Annotated in this window: 18 protein-coding genes and 1 pseudogene; 9 read left to right on the top strand and 10 right to left on the bottom strand. The window is 42.6% G+C overall.

Translation table 11 applies throughout. From position 1 onward, the window contains the following. Nucleotides 1-41 precede the first annotated feature (41 nt). The 3 genes from ACN6OV_RS03285 (at nt 42) to msrA (ending at nt 2312) form a co-directional block, all read left to right on the top strand. Nucleotides 42-1088 (top strand): DUF4105 domain-containing protein, encoded by a 1047-nt coding sequence (locus ACN6OV_RS03285; protein ID WP_427949621.1) that lies wholly within the window; start codon nt 42-44, stop codon nt 1086-1088. Between the two features lie 84 nt (nt 1089-1172). Then, nucleotides 1173-1625, top strand: coding sequence for an META domain-containing protein (locus ACN6OV_RS03280; RefSeq protein WP_427949620.1), 453 nt, complete (start codon nt 1173-1175; stop codon nt 1623-1625). A 159-nt stretch (nt 1626-1784) separates the two neighbouring features. Further along, nucleotides 1785-2312: a peptide-methionine (S)-S-oxide reductase MsrA gene (gene msrA / locus ACN6OV_RS03275; RefSeq protein ID WP_427949618.1), complete on the top strand. Its 528-nt coding sequence runs from the start codon at nt 1785-1787 to the stop codon at nt 2310-2312. Nucleotides 2313-2382: 70 nt separating this feature from the next. On the opposite strand, the gene ACN6OV_RS03270 is transcribed toward msrA, so the two are convergent. From ACN6OV_RS03270 to ACN6OV_RS03250, 5 genes are all read right to left on the bottom strand, one after another. Then, nucleotides 2383-2787: an ExbD/TolR family protein gene (locus tag ACN6OV_RS03270; RefSeq protein WP_427949616.1), complete on the bottom strand. Its 405-nt coding sequence runs from the start codon at nt 2785-2787 to the stop codon at nt 2383-2385. Then, on the bottom strand, nt 2787-3410 hold the full coding sequence (locus ACN6OV_RS03265) for a MotA/TolQ/ExbB proton channel family protein (RefSeq protein WP_067763754.1): 624 nt from the start codon (nt 3408-3410) through the stop codon (nt 2787-2789). Before ACN6OV_RS03265 ends, ACN6OV_RS03270 begins: the two co-directional genes overlap by 1 nt. A 30-nt stretch (nt 3411-3440) precedes the next feature. Beyond that, nucleotides 3441-4205, bottom strand: a complete 765-nt coding sequence (locus tag ACN6OV_RS03260; RefSeq protein ID WP_427949614.1) for a TonB family protein — start codon at nt 4203-4205, stop codon at nt 3441-3443. 210 nt (nt 4206-4415) lie between these two features. Then, the gene (gene purU, locus ACN6OV_RS03255) at nt 4416-5282 is read right to left on the bottom strand and encodes a formyltetrahydrofolate deformylase (protein WP_427949613.1); all 867 of its coding nucleotides are present in this window, start codon (nt 5280-5282) and stop codon (nt 4416-4418) included. Nucleotides 5283-5357: 75 nt separating this feature from the next. Further along, the gene (locus tag ACN6OV_RS03250) at nt 5358-6059 is read right to left on the bottom strand and encodes a TetR/AcrR family transcriptional regulator (RefSeq protein ID WP_427949612.1); all 702 of its coding nucleotides are present in this window, start codon (nt 6057-6059) and stop codon (nt 5358-5360) included. A gap of 117 nt (nt 6060-6176) precedes the next feature. Here ACN6OV_RS03250 and ACN6OV_RS03245 point away from each other — a divergent pair, with 117 nt between their 5' ends. The 5 genes from ACN6OV_RS03245 (at nt 6177) to ACN6OV_RS03225 (ending at nt 10501) form a co-directional block, all read left to right on the top strand. Continuing rightward, nucleotides 6177-7625, top strand: coding sequence for a coniferyl aldehyde dehydrogenase (locus ACN6OV_RS03245; RefSeq protein ID WP_427949610.1), 1449 nt, complete (start codon nt 6177-6179; stop codon nt 7623-7625). A gap of 162 nt (nt 7626-7787) precedes the next feature. Further along, entirely contained in the window at nt 7788-8024 is a 237-nt protein-coding gene (gene rpmB / locus ACN6OV_RS03240) for a 50S ribosomal protein L28 (RefSeq protein WP_000048256.1), read from the top strand. A gap of 12 nt (nt 8025-8036) precedes the next feature. After that, nucleotides 8037-8192, top strand: coding sequence for a 50S ribosomal protein L33 (gene rpmG / locus ACN6OV_RS03235; protein WP_001205031.1), 156 nt, complete (start codon nt 8037-8039; stop codon nt 8190-8192). A 144-nt stretch (nt 8193-8336) separates the two neighbouring features. After that, complete coding sequence (locus tag ACN6OV_RS03230; protein ID WP_427949608.1) at nt 8337-10055, top strand: cation:proton antiporter; 1719 nt, start codon at nt 8337-8339, stop codon at nt 10053-10055. Between the two features lie 203 nt (nt 10056-10258). After that, on the top strand, nt 10259-10501 hold the full coding sequence (locus ACN6OV_RS03225; RefSeq protein ID WP_427949606.1) for a hypothetical protein: 243 nt from the start codon (nt 10259-10261) through the stop codon (nt 10499-10501). 69 nt (nt 10502-10570) lie between these two features. On the opposite strand, the gene ACN6OV_RS03220 is transcribed toward ACN6OV_RS03225, so the two are convergent. From ACN6OV_RS03220 to ACN6OV_RS03200, 5 genes and pseudogenes are all read right to left on the bottom strand, one after another. Further along, nucleotides 10571-10849 carry a hypothetical protein gene (locus ACN6OV_RS03220; protein WP_427949605.1) on the bottom strand — a complete coding sequence of 93 codons (279 nt, stop codon included), beginning with the start codon at nt 10847-10849 and terminating at the stop codon, nt 10571-10573. 104 nt (nt 10850-10953) lie between these two features. Beyond that, nucleotides 10954-11457, bottom strand: a complete 504-nt coding sequence (locus ACN6OV_RS03215; RefSeq protein WP_427949603.1) for a DUF6586 family protein — start codon at nt 11455-11457, stop codon at nt 10954-10956. Between the two features lie 166 nt (nt 11458-11623). Then, nucleotides 11624-11875, bottom strand: a complete 252-nt coding sequence (locus ACN6OV_RS03210; RefSeq protein ID WP_427949601.1) for an RNA recognition motif domain-containing protein — start codon at nt 11873-11875, stop codon at nt 11624-11626. 86 nt (nt 11876-11961) lie between these two features. Further along, nucleotides 11962-13950, bottom strand: coding sequence for an ATP-dependent helicase (locus ACN6OV_RS03205; protein WP_427949599.1), 1989 nt, complete (start codon nt 13948-13950; stop codon nt 11962-11964). A gap of 190 nt (nt 13951-14140) precedes the next feature. Further along, a pseudogene (locus ACN6OV_RS03200) lies at nt 14141-15280 on the bottom strand (glycerate kinase family protein). An 80-nt stretch (nt 15281-15360) separates the two neighbouring features. Between ACN6OV_RS03200 and ACN6OV_RS03195 the strand changes: the two are divergent. Next, entirely contained in the window at nt 15361-15810 is a 450-nt protein-coding gene (locus ACN6OV_RS03195) for a carboxymuconolactone decarboxylase family protein (RefSeq protein WP_427949597.1), read from the top strand. Nucleotides 15811-15966 lie beyond the last annotated feature (156 nt).

Genomic DNA, 15966 nt, shown 5'->3' with positions numbered 1-15966 from the left:
AATCCCAAAGAAGAGCTATACAGCAGATGGATCAACATCGGATGTTAAAAAAAATAGGACTGAATCTGCTTCATGGCGTATTCAGCCTGTTTGTCATCTGCTCATCGATTTGGCTATGCGCTGCCTTGTGGATTCAAGCCCCGGCGGGGTGGCTCGGTAGCCGAATTATTATCGGGATTTGGATTTCCTTTGCCTTGAGTATTTTGGGCATCTATATCAGCCAACATTTTTTTAGCCGTCGTAAAGATGTTCTGATTTATATCTTTGGCTTTATTTGCAGCTTGTTTTGGTATTTCGGGATGCAGCCCGAGCAAGACCGTGACTGGAATCCTGAAGTTGCTGAAATTTTGCATTATGAAAAAAATGGTGACCTTGTGCGCTTACATAATGTGCGCAACTTTGATTGGCATGCTGATGGCAGTTATACTCCGCATTGGGAAACCCGCCAATATGATCTGAATAAAATCAATGGGGTCAATATCATTACGTCTTACTGGATGGGCCCGCAAATTGCGCATACCTTAGTAAGTTTTGATTTTTCTGAGGGTCGACCGCTGACCTTTTCGATTGAAATTCGAAAAGAAAAGAATGAAGAGTTTTCTGCAATTGGTGGCTTCTTTCGTAAGTATGAACTCAGTCTGATTGCTTCGGACGAAAAGGACCTGATTTATACCCGCAGTAATACTCGAGGCGAACAAGTCTATTTTTTCCCTGTGAATATGCCTAAAGCGGAAATGAAAGCGCTGTTTATTGAATATTTACATCAAGCCGATGAATTACAAAAACAACCGAAGTGGTACAACACCCTGACCAGTAACTGTACCACCTTAGTATTTGATATGGTTCAAGCCGTCTCTCAGCACCAACTTCCCACAGATTACCGTCTATTTGCTTCGGGTTACTTACCAAATTATCTCCACGATTTACATGCAATCGATCCCAAATGGGATATGAAAACGTGGTATCAAAAAGCGCATGTCAACCCACGCGTTTCTCAGTTCAAACAGCTCAGCAGTACAGAATACTCTCAGCTTATTCGTAAAGGTTTGCCACATTCACAGTTCAATAACAATCCAAACAGTCTATAAAATTCGATATTGATACAAATTTGAGTGGTTTAGCGTATCAATATTTGATTAGATGGTTTGAGTGCATTTAAAAAGAGAATTTTCATGTTAAAACAATTATTTGTTGCTGCAACACTCAGCTCTGCTTTAGTCATGGTCGGCTGTGAAACCCTCCCTGCGCCAGACAATACAACGAATTTAAGCCAATTACAGAACCGTACATGGATTGCCACTCAAATTGGCAACACTCCAATTAAAACGGCTCCAACTGCGCACAACATTCCAAGCATTCAATTCGATTCAGCCAGTCAACGTGTCTCTGGCGCGGATGGCTGTAACCGCATGATGGGCGAATACAATGCAGGAAAAGACACCCTCACCTTTGGACCACTTGCAGGTACAAAAATGGCGTGTATGGACAATAATGGCCTCGATCAACAATACAATGCCGCACTTGCCAAAGTAACGCATTACCAAGTGTTTGGAAAAACTCTCAAATTACTCGACAGCCACGGCAATCTGTTGATTCAATATGAAAGCGCGGTACCACCTCGCTAATCCAGCAAAAGTCTGCTTCGGCAGACTTTTTTCATAACTGTGCAATTATAAAAAATACTTTTCTACAACAGATCCCCATGATAACTCTACAGACCAAGATTGCAGTTTTTCGATATAACCCCATATAAAAATTCAGTGATAAATCTTAGGAAAAATAATATGCAACAAGCAGTCTTTGGTGGCGGATGTTTTTGGTGTGTCGAAGCGGTGTTCTTGCAACTGCGCGGTGTAAATTCGGTCGTCAGTGGTTATGCTGGCGGACTGACCGCCCATCCGACCTATGAACAAATCTGTGAGGGTAAGACCCAACATGCAGAAGTGATCCAAATCAATTTTGATGACAGCCAGATTAGCTTCAACCAATTGCTAGATGTGTTTTTTGCGACGCATGATCCCACAACATTAAACCGCCAAGGCAACGATATTGGGACACAATATCGCTCGGTGATTTTCTATCAGGATGAAACACAAAAACAGCAAGCAGAGCAACGTATTGAAGAACTCAAAGCTGAAGGCTTGAATATGGTGACGGAACTCAGCCCAATGCCAACCTTCTATCCTGCGGAAGAATATCATCAGAACTTCTTTGCTCGAAATCCGAATCAAGGTTACTGCAATTTTGCGATTCCCCCCAAACTAATCAAGCTACACAGCAAATTTCAAGATTTACTAAAATCTGAAACATAAATTTCATTAGAACAAGACATAAAAAAGCGACCTCACTGGGTCGCTTTTTTATCTTCGAGATCTATCCATCTTAATGATCAGTAGCAAATGCAATATCGCTGAGTCCGGCTCCACTCGCACGCGACATCACTTGAGCAACGGTGTCATAACGTGATTCTTTATCTGCTTTTAACACCAGTGCAGGTTTATTTGCCTGCTGACCTGCTGTATTTAAACGGCTTTCTAGCTCTTCAAGGCTGATCACATCACCATTCCAAGCAATATCCCCTGCTGAGTTAATACTGATTGTGACGCTTTCAGCAGGCAGATCAATCACTTCCGCAGTCGTTTGTGGCAAGGTTAATGGAATTGATGGGTTGGCAACTGTCGCTGTCACCAAGAAGATGATCATCAATACCAACATAATATCGATGAGCGGAATGAGGTTCATCTCATTCATGCCAGCATCGTTGTCTTCACCCAATTGAAAAGCCATTAAGCTTGACCTCCAGCTAAACTTTGCTGAGTTGCTTTAACGTCATCTTTCTTTACAGCAGATTCTTGTTGCAACATGGTGTCAATTAATAGGCCATGTGCTTGATCTTGCAATTCATTTGAAAGTGTACGGTTAAAACGAACACAGATGTTATATGCCAATACAGCAGGAATTGCGACAGCTAGACCTAAGCCCGTCATGATCAGTGCTTCACCTACAGGTGTTGCCACTTGCGCTAAGCCCGCTTGACCACTTTTACCTACTGCAACAAGTGCATGGAAAATACCCCAAACTGTACCAAACAAACCTACGAATGGTGCAATTGAAGCAATCGTACCTAAGACTGAAACGCCCTTTTCTGCATTGGCTTTTTCAACTGAGATTTGACGTAACAATGCTTGTTCAGCTACAGCTTTGCGTTGCTCAAAACCAAGAGGAGTAAGTTTTGCTTTCAGTTTAGTTAGTGCATCTGCAAGGTGATCATACGCTACTTGCTTTAACTGACGAGTGCCCATAATGCGCAGGACAAAAACGGTCCAAGTCGCAATCGACATTGCGAGTAACACGAAATACAGTGTTTTGCTGACTGCATCTGCATGTTGCCAATAAACTGAAAAGTTCATATTCGAACTCCTAATGGGTTAGCCGGAATCTTATTTAAGTTTAAAGTTAAATGGTTGGTCAACACGCGTCGGCGTAGCCACACCATTTTCTATATATTTGGACAAGCGTGCACGCTTCACTGCTGCAGTCACTTTACGGTTCACTGCTGCACCACAGCTTGAGTTTTTCACCGTTGCAGATTCAATCTTGCCTTCTGCATTGGCAGCAATGGCAACGTCAAGCGAACACGAAGCTTTCAACTCACCGTCGTCAAATTGAACCTTAGGTTGTTTCACCCAACTCACCCCATTACCAATACTGACACTTTTTGGAGTAGGTGGTGCTGGCGGAGTTGGAGGTGCGGGTGGCGGCGTAACAGGTGCAGGTGGCGCTGGTTCTACACGAACCACTTTCGTTTCAGAGACTGTGGTTGAAACAACAGGAGCCGGAGGAACGTTTTCCACAGGTTTCACTGTCGGTTTGGGTGCATCTTTCTTTTTCACTTGCTCTACCTTATCCACTTTTTTCGGTGGTGGCGGTAGCGGTTTATCTACAATTTTGACTTCTTTAGGCTTTGGTGGCTCTTTCTTCGGTTCTGCTTTTGGTTTTGGAGGTTCAGGTTTCTTCTCCTCCACAATCTTCACAAAACGTACCTTAATCGGGTCTTTTTCGACCGGTGTAAGTTCTGGTGTCTTCATGTTGCTGACCGCCCACAATACCCCTACATGCCCAATCACAACTGCAACCAATGCAGTGATGATTTTCTTTTTCATAGGATTTGGAGATTGCATCATTGGAGCGGGAGATTGACTCATTAAAATTAGTTACCTTGAAGAAGCGACTGCAATTCAACTTCGAAAATGCAATCATGCTCATCGGTTAGCACAATTAAAGTACGGCAATAATAAATGAGAAGTGTTTTCATTTGCAACTATTAATTCGTCAGTTTTAATGACTTTTTCTAATCATAAAATAAAAAAGGCATACTTTAAGTATGCCTTTTTGAGCTGATCATTGTTCACGTATTATTGAAATACCACGGTTTTATTCCCGTCAACAATAATACGATCTTCAAGATGCCACTTCACTGCACGTGCCAAAACATTACGCTCAACGTCCTGCCCTAACTCACGCAACTGCTCAACGGTAAAGTCGTGACTAACACGCTCGACGTCTTGTTCAATAATTGGACCTTGGTCAAGGTCAGCAGTCACATAGTGCGCAGTTGCACCAATCAGTTTGACCCCTTTTTCATGCGCTTGCTTGTACGGATTTGCCCCGACAAAAGCAGGAAGGAAAGAATGGTGAATATTGATCACTTTCATTTCCCATTTTTGCACGAATTCTTCGTCTAAAATTTGCATGTAGCGTGCGAGGACGAGTAAATCATTGCCTTGCATCAATTCATCAATTTTTTCATAGGCTTCGCGTTTGTTTTCTTTGCTGACAGGAACAACTTCAAACGGAATACCAAAGTTTTCTACAGACTCACGTAGAGCTTCGTGATTCGATACCACTTTGGTGATTTCACACGGTAAACCACCACGTGCATGACGCCATAACAATTCAAGCAATGCATGGTCAACTTTCGAGACCAAAATACCAACTTTTTTCACATCACTGACCAAAGCCAAACGCCAGTGCATGTCATAACGCTCTGCCACATTGGTTGCGAAAGTCTGAGTTAAACTTTCTTTACGGCTTTGCAAATTATCCAGCTCAAACTCAACACGCATGAAATAACGCCCCCCTTGAGCTTCAGTCGCGTATTGATCAAGTGCGGTAATATTTGCTCCCTGATGATACAAAAAGCTCGATACAGCTTGCACAATACCCGGTTTATCTTCACAGGTAATGAGTAAGCGTGCTGTGTTAGCGGTCGACATATTCATGTTGGTTGATATCACTTAATGTTAAATTAAAAAACAGCCGAGTATTCTAACGCGTTTTAAAGCTAGACTAAAGCCTTACTCAGTATCCTGATGCTTTACGCTAGAAAGACTGGCAAATAAGTCCGATGGCCCTAAAGTTTCCAGCAGGCGTTCATAGGTTTCACGGCTTTCGCCACGTAAATATGCCCCTTCCAAGAACACCATTTGACGCAGTGCTTGCCACACCCATTTCTCTTCCAAAGTATTCGAATCAGTAAGATGACCCGACATATACAAGAAGTTGGTCCAGTTGGTCAGCACAATCCATAAGTTGATGGTCAACGCCTCAATTTCTGAGTCGGTCATTTGCATCAAACCCGCTGCGACAAAGGCTCTGTAAATTTTTTGACCTTGTTGCATCACCTGACTAGCAAAACGTGGGTACATTTTGCGGAAATCTTCGTTATTTTCCACCAAATGATAGACATCACGATGTAAGAAACGATACGCCCATAACTGGCTACTCAACACTTGGAAATAACGGATTTTGTCATTGGCATCGAGTAGACGATCATCCGGCAGTGCCAGCATTTCCAACGTTTCATGCTGATACTGCTCCATCAATTCCTTAATAATTTCGCTTTTATTGCGGAAGTGATAGTACAGGTTGCCCGGACTCATCCCGAGCTCAGCTGCAATATGATTGGTTGTCACTGAACGCTCACCACGCTCATTAAACAACTGCAAGCTCAGCTGCAAAATACGTTCTTTCGTTTTTAAAGTTTTGGTCTGAGACATTCTAAAACAACCATTATTTCAATGTATTAGAACCCTAACACATAAAGTAACTTGACTATTTAGAGTATTCGCTCTAAAAATTTAATTAATCGCTAAATTTGGATATGGTCGTGCGACATGAACAGTCAAACAAAAACAACTTCAATGACACCGCATTCTTTTGATCACCAGCAACTCAACGATATGCTGGTACAGCAGAAACAAGCTTATTTACATTACCCTTTGCCAACTGCAAAGGAACGTATAGACCGATTGGCTCGGCTTAAGCGTATCTTAGTTAAGTATCAAGATCAATTTGCTGATGCAATTAATCAAGACTACGGTAACCGCTCTGTCGGTGAAACCAAAATTGGTGAGTTACTGACCTGTCTTGAACATATTAAATATTATAGCAAGCATTTAACCGGTTGGATGAAACCGTCGAAGCGCCATGTCGGTATTATCCATCAACCGGCGAAAGCATGGGTTCAATATCAACCTTTAGGTGTGGTGGGGATTATTGCCCCATGGAACTACCCGTTGTTGCTGTCAATCGGCCCATTGATTTGTGCCTTGGCGGCGGGTAACCACGCTATGATCAAAATTTCCAGCTCATCTGCTGCATTTGGTGCTGTGCTTGAAAAAGCCCTCGCTGAAGCGTTCCCACAAGAGTTGGTGGCGGTAGTCAATGGTGGCGGTCAAATTTCAGATGACTTTAGCCATTTGGCTTTCGATAAAATCATCTTTACTGGTTCAACCAATGTCGGTAAAACCGTGATGGCCGCAGCGGCAGAAAATCTTGTTCCAGTTATTTTAGAATTGGGTGGAAAATCCCCTGTACTGGTGCATCCATCGATTGACCTTGCCGATGTAGCACAACGTCTTGCGGTAGGTAAACTGTGGAATGCAGGTCAAACTTGCGTTGCGCCAGACTATGTATTCTTACCGCGTGGCAAAACTGCTGAATTCTTAGATCACTACAAAGTATGTGTTGAAGAGATGTACCCAAGCATTGCGCATAATCAGGATTACACTTCAATTATCAATGATAAACAGTACAATCGTTTGCAGGGCTATTTAGAAAATGCCCGTGATCAGGGTGCTCAAATTATTAGCTTCAATCCGCAACAAGAAGATGTCGATGCTGTGCGTAAGATCGCGCCAACCGTGCTCACTGGGGTAACGCCAGAGATGCAAATCATGCAGCATGAAATCTTCGGTCCGATCCTTCCGATCATGGAATATGATCAAATAGACGAGGTTATTGCTTTTATTAATAGCCGACCGCGCCCACTTGCTTTATACTATTTCGACTTTGATCAGGCACGTGCCGATTATGTCGCGCAACGTACCCATTCAGGACATTTCGGACAAAATACGGTATTAACTCATGTTGCCCAAGATGACCTGCCGTTTGGCGGTGTGGGGGCTTCGGGTATGGGGAAATATCACGGTCCAGAAGGTTTCTTCAGTTTGTCGCATGAACGTTCAGTGATGTCGAATCCCAAACTTTATAGTTTGAAATTCATACTTCCGCCGTTCGATAAGCCGATTCACAGACTGATTTCGAAGACTCTTCTTCGCTAAATGATCAAGGCATGAACGATCACACTAGTTGATCCTGCGTTTTGTTCAAAATCGCTTGTCTTTTAAGCGCATTTTTGATATAAAACGCCCCTTGAATGAATTCAATGTTTTTTTTGACTGGCCATACAGATTTGCTGTTGGCTAAATCAATGGAGTTACACCATGTCTAAGGTTTGCCAAGTTACCGGCAAGCGTCCAGTCGTTGGTAACAACGTCTCACACGCCAACAACAAAACTAAACGCCGGTTCGAGCCGAACCTGCATCACCACCGTTTCTGGTTAGAAAGCGAAAAACGTTTTGTACGTCTTCGTCTAACTACAAAAGGTATGCGTATTATCGACAAATTGGGCATCGAAAAGGTTGTTGCTGACCTACGTGCTCAAGGTCAAAAGATCTAAGGAGCTACGAACATGCGTGATAAAATTCGCCTAGTTTCTTCTGCTGGTACAGGTTATTTCTACACCACCACTAAGAACAAACGTACTATGCCGGAAAAAATGGAAATCAAAAAATTTGATCCAAAAATCCGTCAACACGTAATCTTCAAAGAAGCTAAAATCAAATAATTTTAGTTTTTTGGAAAAGGCGACCTATTTGGGTCGTTTTTTTTTGCATTTTTTTTATTCAAATTGCTAAAATTTTAGCATTCTTTTTTTGACATTTTCAGTGCGTGTCATTTTTACCCTTAACATAGGCTTAAGGAGTTTTTAGTGCCTCATGATGTAGAACTCATAATATTACTTGCTGTCGGCTTTGGTTTTGCCTTAATTTTTGGCTATATTGCTGCACGTCTTCGACTTCCTCCCCTCATCGGCTATCTTGTTGCCGGTATTATTATTAGCCCAAACACTCCCGGTATCGTCGGCGATATTCATCTTGCCAATCAACTGGCCGAACTCGGCGTCATGTTTCTGATGTTTGGTGTGGGCATGCATTTCTCGCTCAACGATCTGATGCAAGTCAAACGTATTGCCCTGCCCGGTGCGATATTGCAAATTGCCGTTGCAACCTTACTAGGCATGGGAGTGTCCATGCTCTGGGGCTGGAATATGGGCTCTGCTTTGGTCTTTGGCTTAAGCTTATCCTGTGCAAGTACGGTGGTTCTACTCAAAGCTTTAGGCGATCGAGGCCTACTCAACTCAGTCAACGGTAAAATTGCGGTCGGCTGGTTGTTGGTTGAAGATCTGGTCATGGTCCTCGTACTTGTGCTGCTACCTGCAACGGCAGTCCTACTAGGTGGACAGCCATTAACTGAAAATGCTGCGGATGAAAATATCTGGCTCACCCTCGGTATAACTTTACTAAAAGTCATGGGCTTTATTGCCTTCATGCTCATCATTGGTAAACGTTTGGTCCCGATGATTATGCAAGTGGTGGCCCGTTTAGGTTCGCGTGAATTATTTACCTTAACCGTAGTTGCTGCTGCCGTTTCTATTGCCTTTGGCGCATATAAAGTTTTTGGCGTATCGATGGCCTTGGGCGCCTTCTTTGCCGGCATGGTGGTGAAAGAGTCTGACTTTAGTCATCGCGCTGAAGAAGAAACACTCCCACTTCGTGAAATTTTTTCAATTCTATTCTTCGTTTCTGTCGGGATGCTCTTTGACCCGCGCATTTTAATCGAGCAACCACTGCATGTATTGTTTGTGGTTGCCATTATCATGATTGGTAAAACCATTGCCGCGATGGCCTTAGTGCTGTTTTTCCGCTATCCCATCAATACGGCGTTAACCGTCGGTGCGAGCTTGGCACAAATTGGGGAATTTTCCTTTATTTTGGCAACGTTGGGGGTATCGCTCAATTTACTTTCCATGGAAGGCCAAAACCTGATTCTTGCTGGTGCCCTAATTTCGATTACACTTAACTATTTTGTATTCTCAGCTATAGAACCTGCACAAAAACTGATTCGTGAGCGCTCGAATTTGGCCCGTTTGCTTGAACGTAGTGGTGACCCATTAGCCATGTTGCCGGATGAGGTCTCACAGGATTACCTGCGCGATCAAGTGGTACTTGTTGGCCACGGTGAAGTGGGGCGGCGTATTACGCGTGAATTAATGCATGAAAACATTAAAGTGGTGATTGCCGAAGAAAACCGTGAAATTGTTGAGGATCTGCGTGAAAAAGGCATTGCTGCGGTATCTGGGATTGCCACCGAACCCGGCGTGCTGATTCAAGCGCATATTCAACATGCACGCCTATTGGTTATCTCCCCAATGGATATTTTAGATATTCATAAGATTGTCGATATTGCGAAAACGTTGAATCCATCCATTCAAGTTTTAGTCTGTGCAGAAAGTAAGGAAGAAGCTGAAGTGATTCGCCGTGACAACATTGGTGAGGTCTACTATGCCAAAGAAGAAATGGCGAAAAATATGAGTAATCATATTTTAAATCAAATTCAAATCGCGCATCATCAAACGCCGACGCATTAGATAGGCAACACATAAAGAAGGCCTGACAGCAATGTATCGCCTTCTTTTTATATTGCAGATCAAGGCATATTTAAATACACAAATTGGATCTATTTATCCAGTAACCCAAAATGCAATACATTGAATTTAAAAGATAACTATATAAAATAACCATAAGTAAAATATACTGCCCAAAATACACTCCAACAAAAACGAGAGAAAAAATGTTCATCATCTACTTAGGCTTGGCCATCATTTTCCTGGGTGCTTTAGGCTTTTTAATCGCTGCTTTTAAAAACAGTATTTTATGGGGAATTGGCTGTTTACTGTTTTATCCCATCTCGATTGTCTTTCTGATCTTGTATTGGCAAGATGCCAAAAATCCATTTTTCTTGCAGCTAATTGGGATCTTTATAGTGTTTTTAGGTGCCATGTTTCTCTCTCCCACCGAGCTTGAAACGATTTAAGCATTCAATTTCACGCACAATAAAAAACACACTCATCGGTGTGTTTTTTATTGGTCATAACAAGAGGCATTAGCTCATAAATTTAGGCTTTTCATCGACCACTTCGGCATGCCATTCATCTACTTGTTTTTCCAACAAACCAAAGAGCGCAGCCTGAATCATCTGTTGAGCAATCACATTCATTTGGTCGCCCAAGATATTACGCAATTCTTCATTGAATTGGATGGTGACCAAGGGATCTTTTTCGGAGCCTGCATTGCGTAATGCTAACTCACCACCTTCCAATTGAACCAACTCAAGAATCGCTTCCTGGTTCCCAAATAATTCTTTCAACTGTTCTATAGACATATAACCTCCATGCGCAACATGGTGACAAAAGCATCCGCACTTTGCATTACTTAGATAATCTTATATCGGGCTAAATTTATTAAATTCAAGTACCAATGATCAGATTAAAATTCTACCATTTCATTACGGAAGCCATCGATCAATTGTGTAAGCTCACGGTGCCATTCACGTAAAATCGCACTGTCAGGTAACCACGCTTGCGGGGTTTGCGTCACTTTGATAATTAAATTTGATGAGGTCTCATCTTCAGGTTCTGGTGCAGTAGGTTCAGGCGCATACTGACAAAAACGATAAGCGCGTTTCAACTCGGCAATAAATCCTTGCTTCGCCAGTTGCTGCATGACCGTAACTTCGGGAGAAATCTGCCCCTTTTCAGCCATGAGTGTTTCAATTGATTTTAATGTCGGTGTAGGATCATTTAAGCGATAGTAACGTACCAGTTCTTGCAAGAATGCCAATAGCGCCCCCTGCAAATGAAATACCGCAGCTTCACGATGGGCTTGAGCTTGTTGAACATGTTCTGTTTGCTCTACGTGCTGGCACGATAAACGTGCAAAATAAAGTTTCTGATTGGTACGATCGGCATGAAAGCGAGCAACACGAGACATGAGTGATTCCATTGAAATGGCGAATTGGAGAGTAATATAAATTAAATCTTGTTTATTTTTTTCGCAATCGGCTTTTTTCTATGATGCCTCCATCAAGATCACAAAACTTACTTTATTGGCTATTTTTTAAACATAAAAAAGGAGCAATCCACTGCTCCTTTTTTATTTATGCTTTTGGTTGGTCTTCCGCAGACTTCACGCGAATGCCCATACCTTTCACTTTTAGCGTATTCAGCCCTTTAATGGCTTTCACCGCTTCACGGCCATTTGGCATTTCAACAAAGCCAAAGCCTTTTGATTTTTTCGTTTCCGCATCCATAACTACGACAGCAGATTCTACTGCGCCAAAAGGTTTAAATAATTCAACCAGTTCAGCTTCAGTAATTGAACGCTCTAAGTTACGTACTAAAATTTTCATTCAATCTTCCAAATAGACCGCATCATCAAAAAGCATTGGTCTATTGTGCTTTTTAACTTGCGTGTAAATCACGTCAAAAATCTATTTTAATCGAGATCGATACCAAAATCTAAATTAATCGATTTTCTTTCAATTAATGCACTCTTCACCGTCTGCTGGCGGGGTTTGTAATGCGTTTCTAAACTACAGAGGTTTCGGGTTAAATCATTCAGGAAATAACTTTCAATTTTACGACCCTGCTCATCTACGGTTTCCCGCGCCCAATGATTTAAGTTTTGCTTGGTCAAAATCAATTCATTTTGTGCACGTGTTAAAGCCACATACAAGACACGACGTTCTTCTTCCACTTCGTCAAAATCGCCTTGCGCACGTGAATTTGGATATTGACCCGGTGTCACATTCGCTACATAGCAGACCTTTTGCTCAGTCCCTTTGGCCGAATGAATGGTAATCAAGGTCACGACATCGGTGTCGGACTGACGTTCGATTTCTGAGATTGAAACCGGATCGAGCACATATTCTTCCAAAAACTCACTGAGCTGTGCATGTTTTGAAGCCAGTTGTTTCACTAAGTCAAAATCACCCTGACGACGATTCCAATCCTTTTTATAGTTTTCTGCCAGCTGTTCAGAAATCGCCTGTATAGCGAGGTTGATACATTCTTGAACTTGATCTTTAAGCACAGACATTTGCTTCATCATCAAAATGGCGTGGTTCGGCACTTTGCCAAATTTTTCCAGTTTTTCGCTGATGACCTGCATATCCGGATCGAGCAAAATTTGCTGAGACAATTTACTCGCCCCGACATCGCCCACGCCATTCCACAAAGTCAGAAAACGCATCCACGCAATATCATCCAGCGGATTGACCACCACACGCAGCACACTAAGTAAGTCTTTCACATGTGCGGTTTCTAGTAATTTCATGCCGCCAATAAAACGATAAGGTACATTTGCCGCAATACATGCCGCCTCGATATGCCTTGCCGCAAAACTTGAACGCACCAAAACCATGTGATCTGACCATTTACTGCCTTCAAGGTAGTGACGCTCTTTGATGTCAATCGCAATCCATTTAGCTTCATCAAACTCATTCGGGAAGATGTGCATTTTCGGTTTCACACCTTCACCACGATAAGCATCCAAACGCTTGTCATATTTAATTTCGGATTGATCAAGTAACCAATTCGACAGGTCTAAAATTTCTTGAGTTGAACGATAATTTTGTTCCAACTTATAAATTTGTGCATTGGGCACACGTTCTTTAAAATGGTGAATATTTTCAAAGTCCGCACCACGAAAGCCATAAATAGACTGGGCATCATCACCCACACAGAACAGGCTGACACGTTCTTTTAGCGGCTCCAATAACGCCCATTGTAAAGGATTGGTGTCCTGCATTTCATCAACCAACATGTGGCGACAAATGGAAGCTACATAATCCACTAGCCCTTCTGACTCCGCCAAAGCCTTCGCCACAATAGCCAAAATATCATCATAATCCAGAAAGCTACGCGTACGTTTACGCGCTTCATATTCTTTCATGATGTCGGCAATTTGCTCTTTTAACGCAAAATACTCAGGCATTTGCTTTTCCAGTGCAATGCTAAGTTTTTGCCGTGTATTACGTGCAAAGGAATATAGATCACACAGTTCTTTCGGCTTGGGTAGATGATTGGGATTTTTCTTATCGTCCCGCCCACGAATCAAGCGGAACATCATCAGCTGATCATCGCGATCAATAATGGAAAATTGCTCTAGACCAAATGCTTTTGGAATTCGACGTAGTAAATACATACAAAAAGTATGAAACGTTGAGGCGCGCAGGCCTTTAGCTTGATCGCCCAAAGCCAACTCCACTCGCGCCACAATTTCACTTGCGGCACGGCGAGTAAAAGTCAAAATTTGAATTTGATTGGCCGGCACACCTTGATCGATCAAGTAGGCTGCACGTGCCACGATGGTTTTGGTTTTACCACAACCTGCACCTGCTAAGACCAAACTATGTTGTGCTTCAGTCGTTGCGGCTTGTTTTTGTTGAGGATTTAATTCATCAATCAGGTTGGCTAAACTCATGGTGTCTCATCGCGCTCAGGATGATGGCTAGTTTAACAGAGCTAGTTACAGAAAACTTGGTATGAAAATCTAGAAAGAATGGGCTTCGTGTCAGGCCACATGAATGCTGCGGTTATTTAGTGATGTGGACATATCATCTGAATAACAAGAAGTTTGGATACTCTGCAAGAGTGTAAACACATTTAAAAAATTACACATCATCAATCAAAGTGTGTACAAATACTCCTACGGCTTGCTCCAAATTCACTTCGGCATTTTTCAATGCATCCACTAAAGTACAGTCTGGTGGGTTAATCCCAATAATCTGTGTAAAGCCTAAATCATACAGCGCTTCAATCCCCTCACCGACCAAACCGGCAAAGGCAATCACAGGCTTATTCAACCCTTTCGCCACCTGAGCCACACCAAAAGGTGTTTTGCCCAATTGAGTTTGCACATCGATTTTACCTTCACCCGTCAACACATAATCGGCCTGCAAAATTTTTTCAGCTAATTGCGATACTTCGATGATCAACTCTACACCTGAGCGGATGCTTGCACCGGTAAAGGCCATCAAACCAAAACCTAAGCCACCTGCCGCTCCTGCACCTGCAATATGTCGCCTTTCAACCTTCAGCGTGGACTCCACCCTATTGGCAAAATGATTGAGGTTTTGCTCTAAGGTTCTGACCATCTTTGCATCTGCCCCTTTTTATGGTCCAAATACAGCAGACGCACCTTGCTCGCCACAGAGCGGATTATTGACATCACTGGCAATAATGATCTCTGTCTGGGCCAAACGCGCATCGAGTTGTGACAGGTCGATACTTTGGATCTGATCAAGGTTGCCGCCACAGACTGATATTTCCTGTCTCTGTGTATTTAAGAACTTCGCTCCCAACGCCTGAGCCATGCCTGCGCCTGCATCATTGGTCACACTACCACCTAAACCAATGATGATTTTTGATACACCCAGAGCTAAGGCGGCGCGAATCATTTCACCTGTACCGAACGTCGAGGTCAGCATCGGATTACGCAATTCAGGGCTTAATAAATGAATCCCATTGGCTTTTGCCATTTCAATCACAGCGGTTTTGCCCTCATCAATCAACCAAAAATAAGTTTGCACTTTTTGATCGACTAACGGTCCTGACACCTCAACCTGAATATTTTGACCACCACATGCTGCAACCAATGCATCGACCGTACCTTCCCCGCCATCGGCCATAGGCACAAGAATACATTTTGCCTGCGGATCTACTTTTTTAATACCGCGTTGCATGGCAGCACAAGCTTGCTGAGCCGTCATACTTTCTTTAAATGAGTCAGGTGCCAGTACAAAAGTCGTCATAAATTCGCTCAAATTAGGCTTGCCCTTCACCATAACGGATTTAAAATTTCAGGTACATTTAAAATTTTGATAGGCGAACAATGTCACGTATTAATTTGGGTCAATCTGCACCGGAACTATATAAAAAAATTGCTGAACTTGATGCACTTGCCATGCAAAAAATTGCCGAAGCAGAACTGTCTGAAGGTTTTGCCCATTTATTAAAATTAAGAGCCTCTCAAATCAATGCCTGTGCTTTTTGTATTCGTCTGCACACGCAAGATGCGATGCAAACAGGTGAAACTATTGAACGGATCAGCCTACTCAACGCTTGGCGTGAAACGGCATATTATGATGAAAAAGAACGTGCGGCATTAACCTTGATCGAAGCCATCACTTTAGTGGCAGATGGCCAAGTACCGGATGCTGTTTATGAAGATGCCTTGCCCTTTTTAACCGATGCACAAATCAGTGCGGTTGAATGGTTGGCCATTGTGATTAATGCATGGAACCGTATTGCCATTAGTAGTCGTTACAGCGTTCAACCTTAAATAAAGCCATAAAAAAGAGCGTCTATGCACTGCTGTCCCACAATTTTCATAAGAAGAGCCTCAATTGAGGTTCTTCTTATTTTCGCCATTTTTTATCGGGCATAAAGAGTGATCTTAATAGCTTCCTTTCAAATAAATTGACCTGAATAATCCTCA

This window comes from Acinetobacter sp. (assembly GCF_050285345.1).
Lineage (GTDB): Bacteria > Pseudomonadota > Gammaproteobacteria > Pseudomonadales > Moraxellaceae > Acinetobacter.
The sequence above is the reverse complement of the archived record's forward strand: the minus strand, read 5'-3'. Positions and strand labels throughout refer to the sequence as shown.

What these genes read in the sequence shown, in the direction of transcription:
- ACN6OV_RS03280 (WP_427949620.1), top strand. Translation starts at nt 1,173, where the DNA reads ATGTTAAAACAATTATTTGTTGCTGCAACACTCAGCTCTGCTTTAGTC.
- ACN6OV_RS03215 (WP_427949603.1), bottom strand. Translation starts at nt 11,457, where the DNA reads ATGTCTCGTGTTGCTCGCTTTCATGCCGATCGTACCAATCAGAAACTT.
- ACN6OV_RS03205 (WP_427949599.1), bottom strand. Translation starts at nt 13,950, where the DNA reads ATGAGTTTAGCCAACCTGATTGATGAATTAAATCCTCAACAAAAACAA.
- ACN6OV_RS03245 (WP_427949610.1), top strand. Translation starts at nt 6,177, where the DNA reads ATGAACAGTCAAACAAAAACAACTTCAATGACACCGCATTCTTTTGAT.
- ACN6OV_RS03265 (WP_067763754.1), bottom strand. Translation starts at nt 3,410, where the DNA reads ATGAACTTTTCAGTTTATTGGCAACATGCAGATGCAGTCAGCAAAACA.
- rpmB (WP_000048256.1), top strand. Translation starts at nt 7,788, where the DNA reads ATGTCTAAGGTTTGCCAAGTTACCGGCAAGCGTCCAGTCGTTGGTAAC.
- msrA (WP_427949618.1), top strand. Translation starts at nt 1,785, where the DNA reads ATGCAACAAGCAGTCTTTGGTGGCGGATGTTTTTGGTGTGTCGAAGCG.
- ACN6OV_RS03225 (WP_427949606.1), top strand. Translation starts at nt 10,259, where the DNA reads ATGTTCATCATCTACTTAGGCTTGGCCATCATTTTCCTGGGTGCTTTA.
- ACN6OV_RS03260 (WP_427949614.1), bottom strand. Translation starts at nt 4,205, where the DNA reads ATGAGTCAATCTCCCGCTCCAATGATGCAATCTCCAAATCCTATGAAA.
- purU (WP_427949613.1), bottom strand. Translation starts at nt 5,282, where the DNA reads ATGAATATGTCGACCGCTAACACAGCACGCTTACTCATTACCTGTGAA.
- ACN6OV_RS03220 (WP_427949605.1), bottom strand. Translation starts at nt 10,849, where the DNA reads ATGTCTATAGAACAGTTGAAAGAATTATTTGGGAACCAGGAAGCGATT.
- ACN6OV_RS03270 (WP_427949616.1), bottom strand. Translation starts at nt 2,787, where the DNA reads ATGGCTTTTCAATTGGGTGAAGACAACGATGCTGGCATGAATGAGATG.
- rpmG (WP_001205031.1), top strand. Translation starts at nt 8,037, where the DNA reads ATGCGTGATAAAATTCGCCTAGTTTCTTCTGCTGGTACAGGTTATTTC.
- ACN6OV_RS03195 (WP_427949597.1), top strand. Translation starts at nt 15,361, where the DNA reads ATGTCACGTATTAATTTGGGTCAATCTGCACCGGAACTATATAAAAAA.
- ACN6OV_RS03285 (WP_427949621.1), top strand. Translation starts at nt 42, where the DNA reads ATGTTAAAAAAAATAGGACTGAATCTGCTTCATGGCGTATTCAGCCTG.
- ACN6OV_RS03210 (WP_427949601.1), bottom strand. Translation starts at nt 11,875, where the DNA reads ATGAAAATTTTAGTACGTAACTTAGAGCGTTCAATTACTGAAGCTGAA.
- ACN6OV_RS03250 (WP_427949612.1), bottom strand. Translation starts at nt 6,059, where the DNA reads ATGTCTCAGACCAAAACTTTAAAAACGAAAGAACGTATTTTGCAGCTG.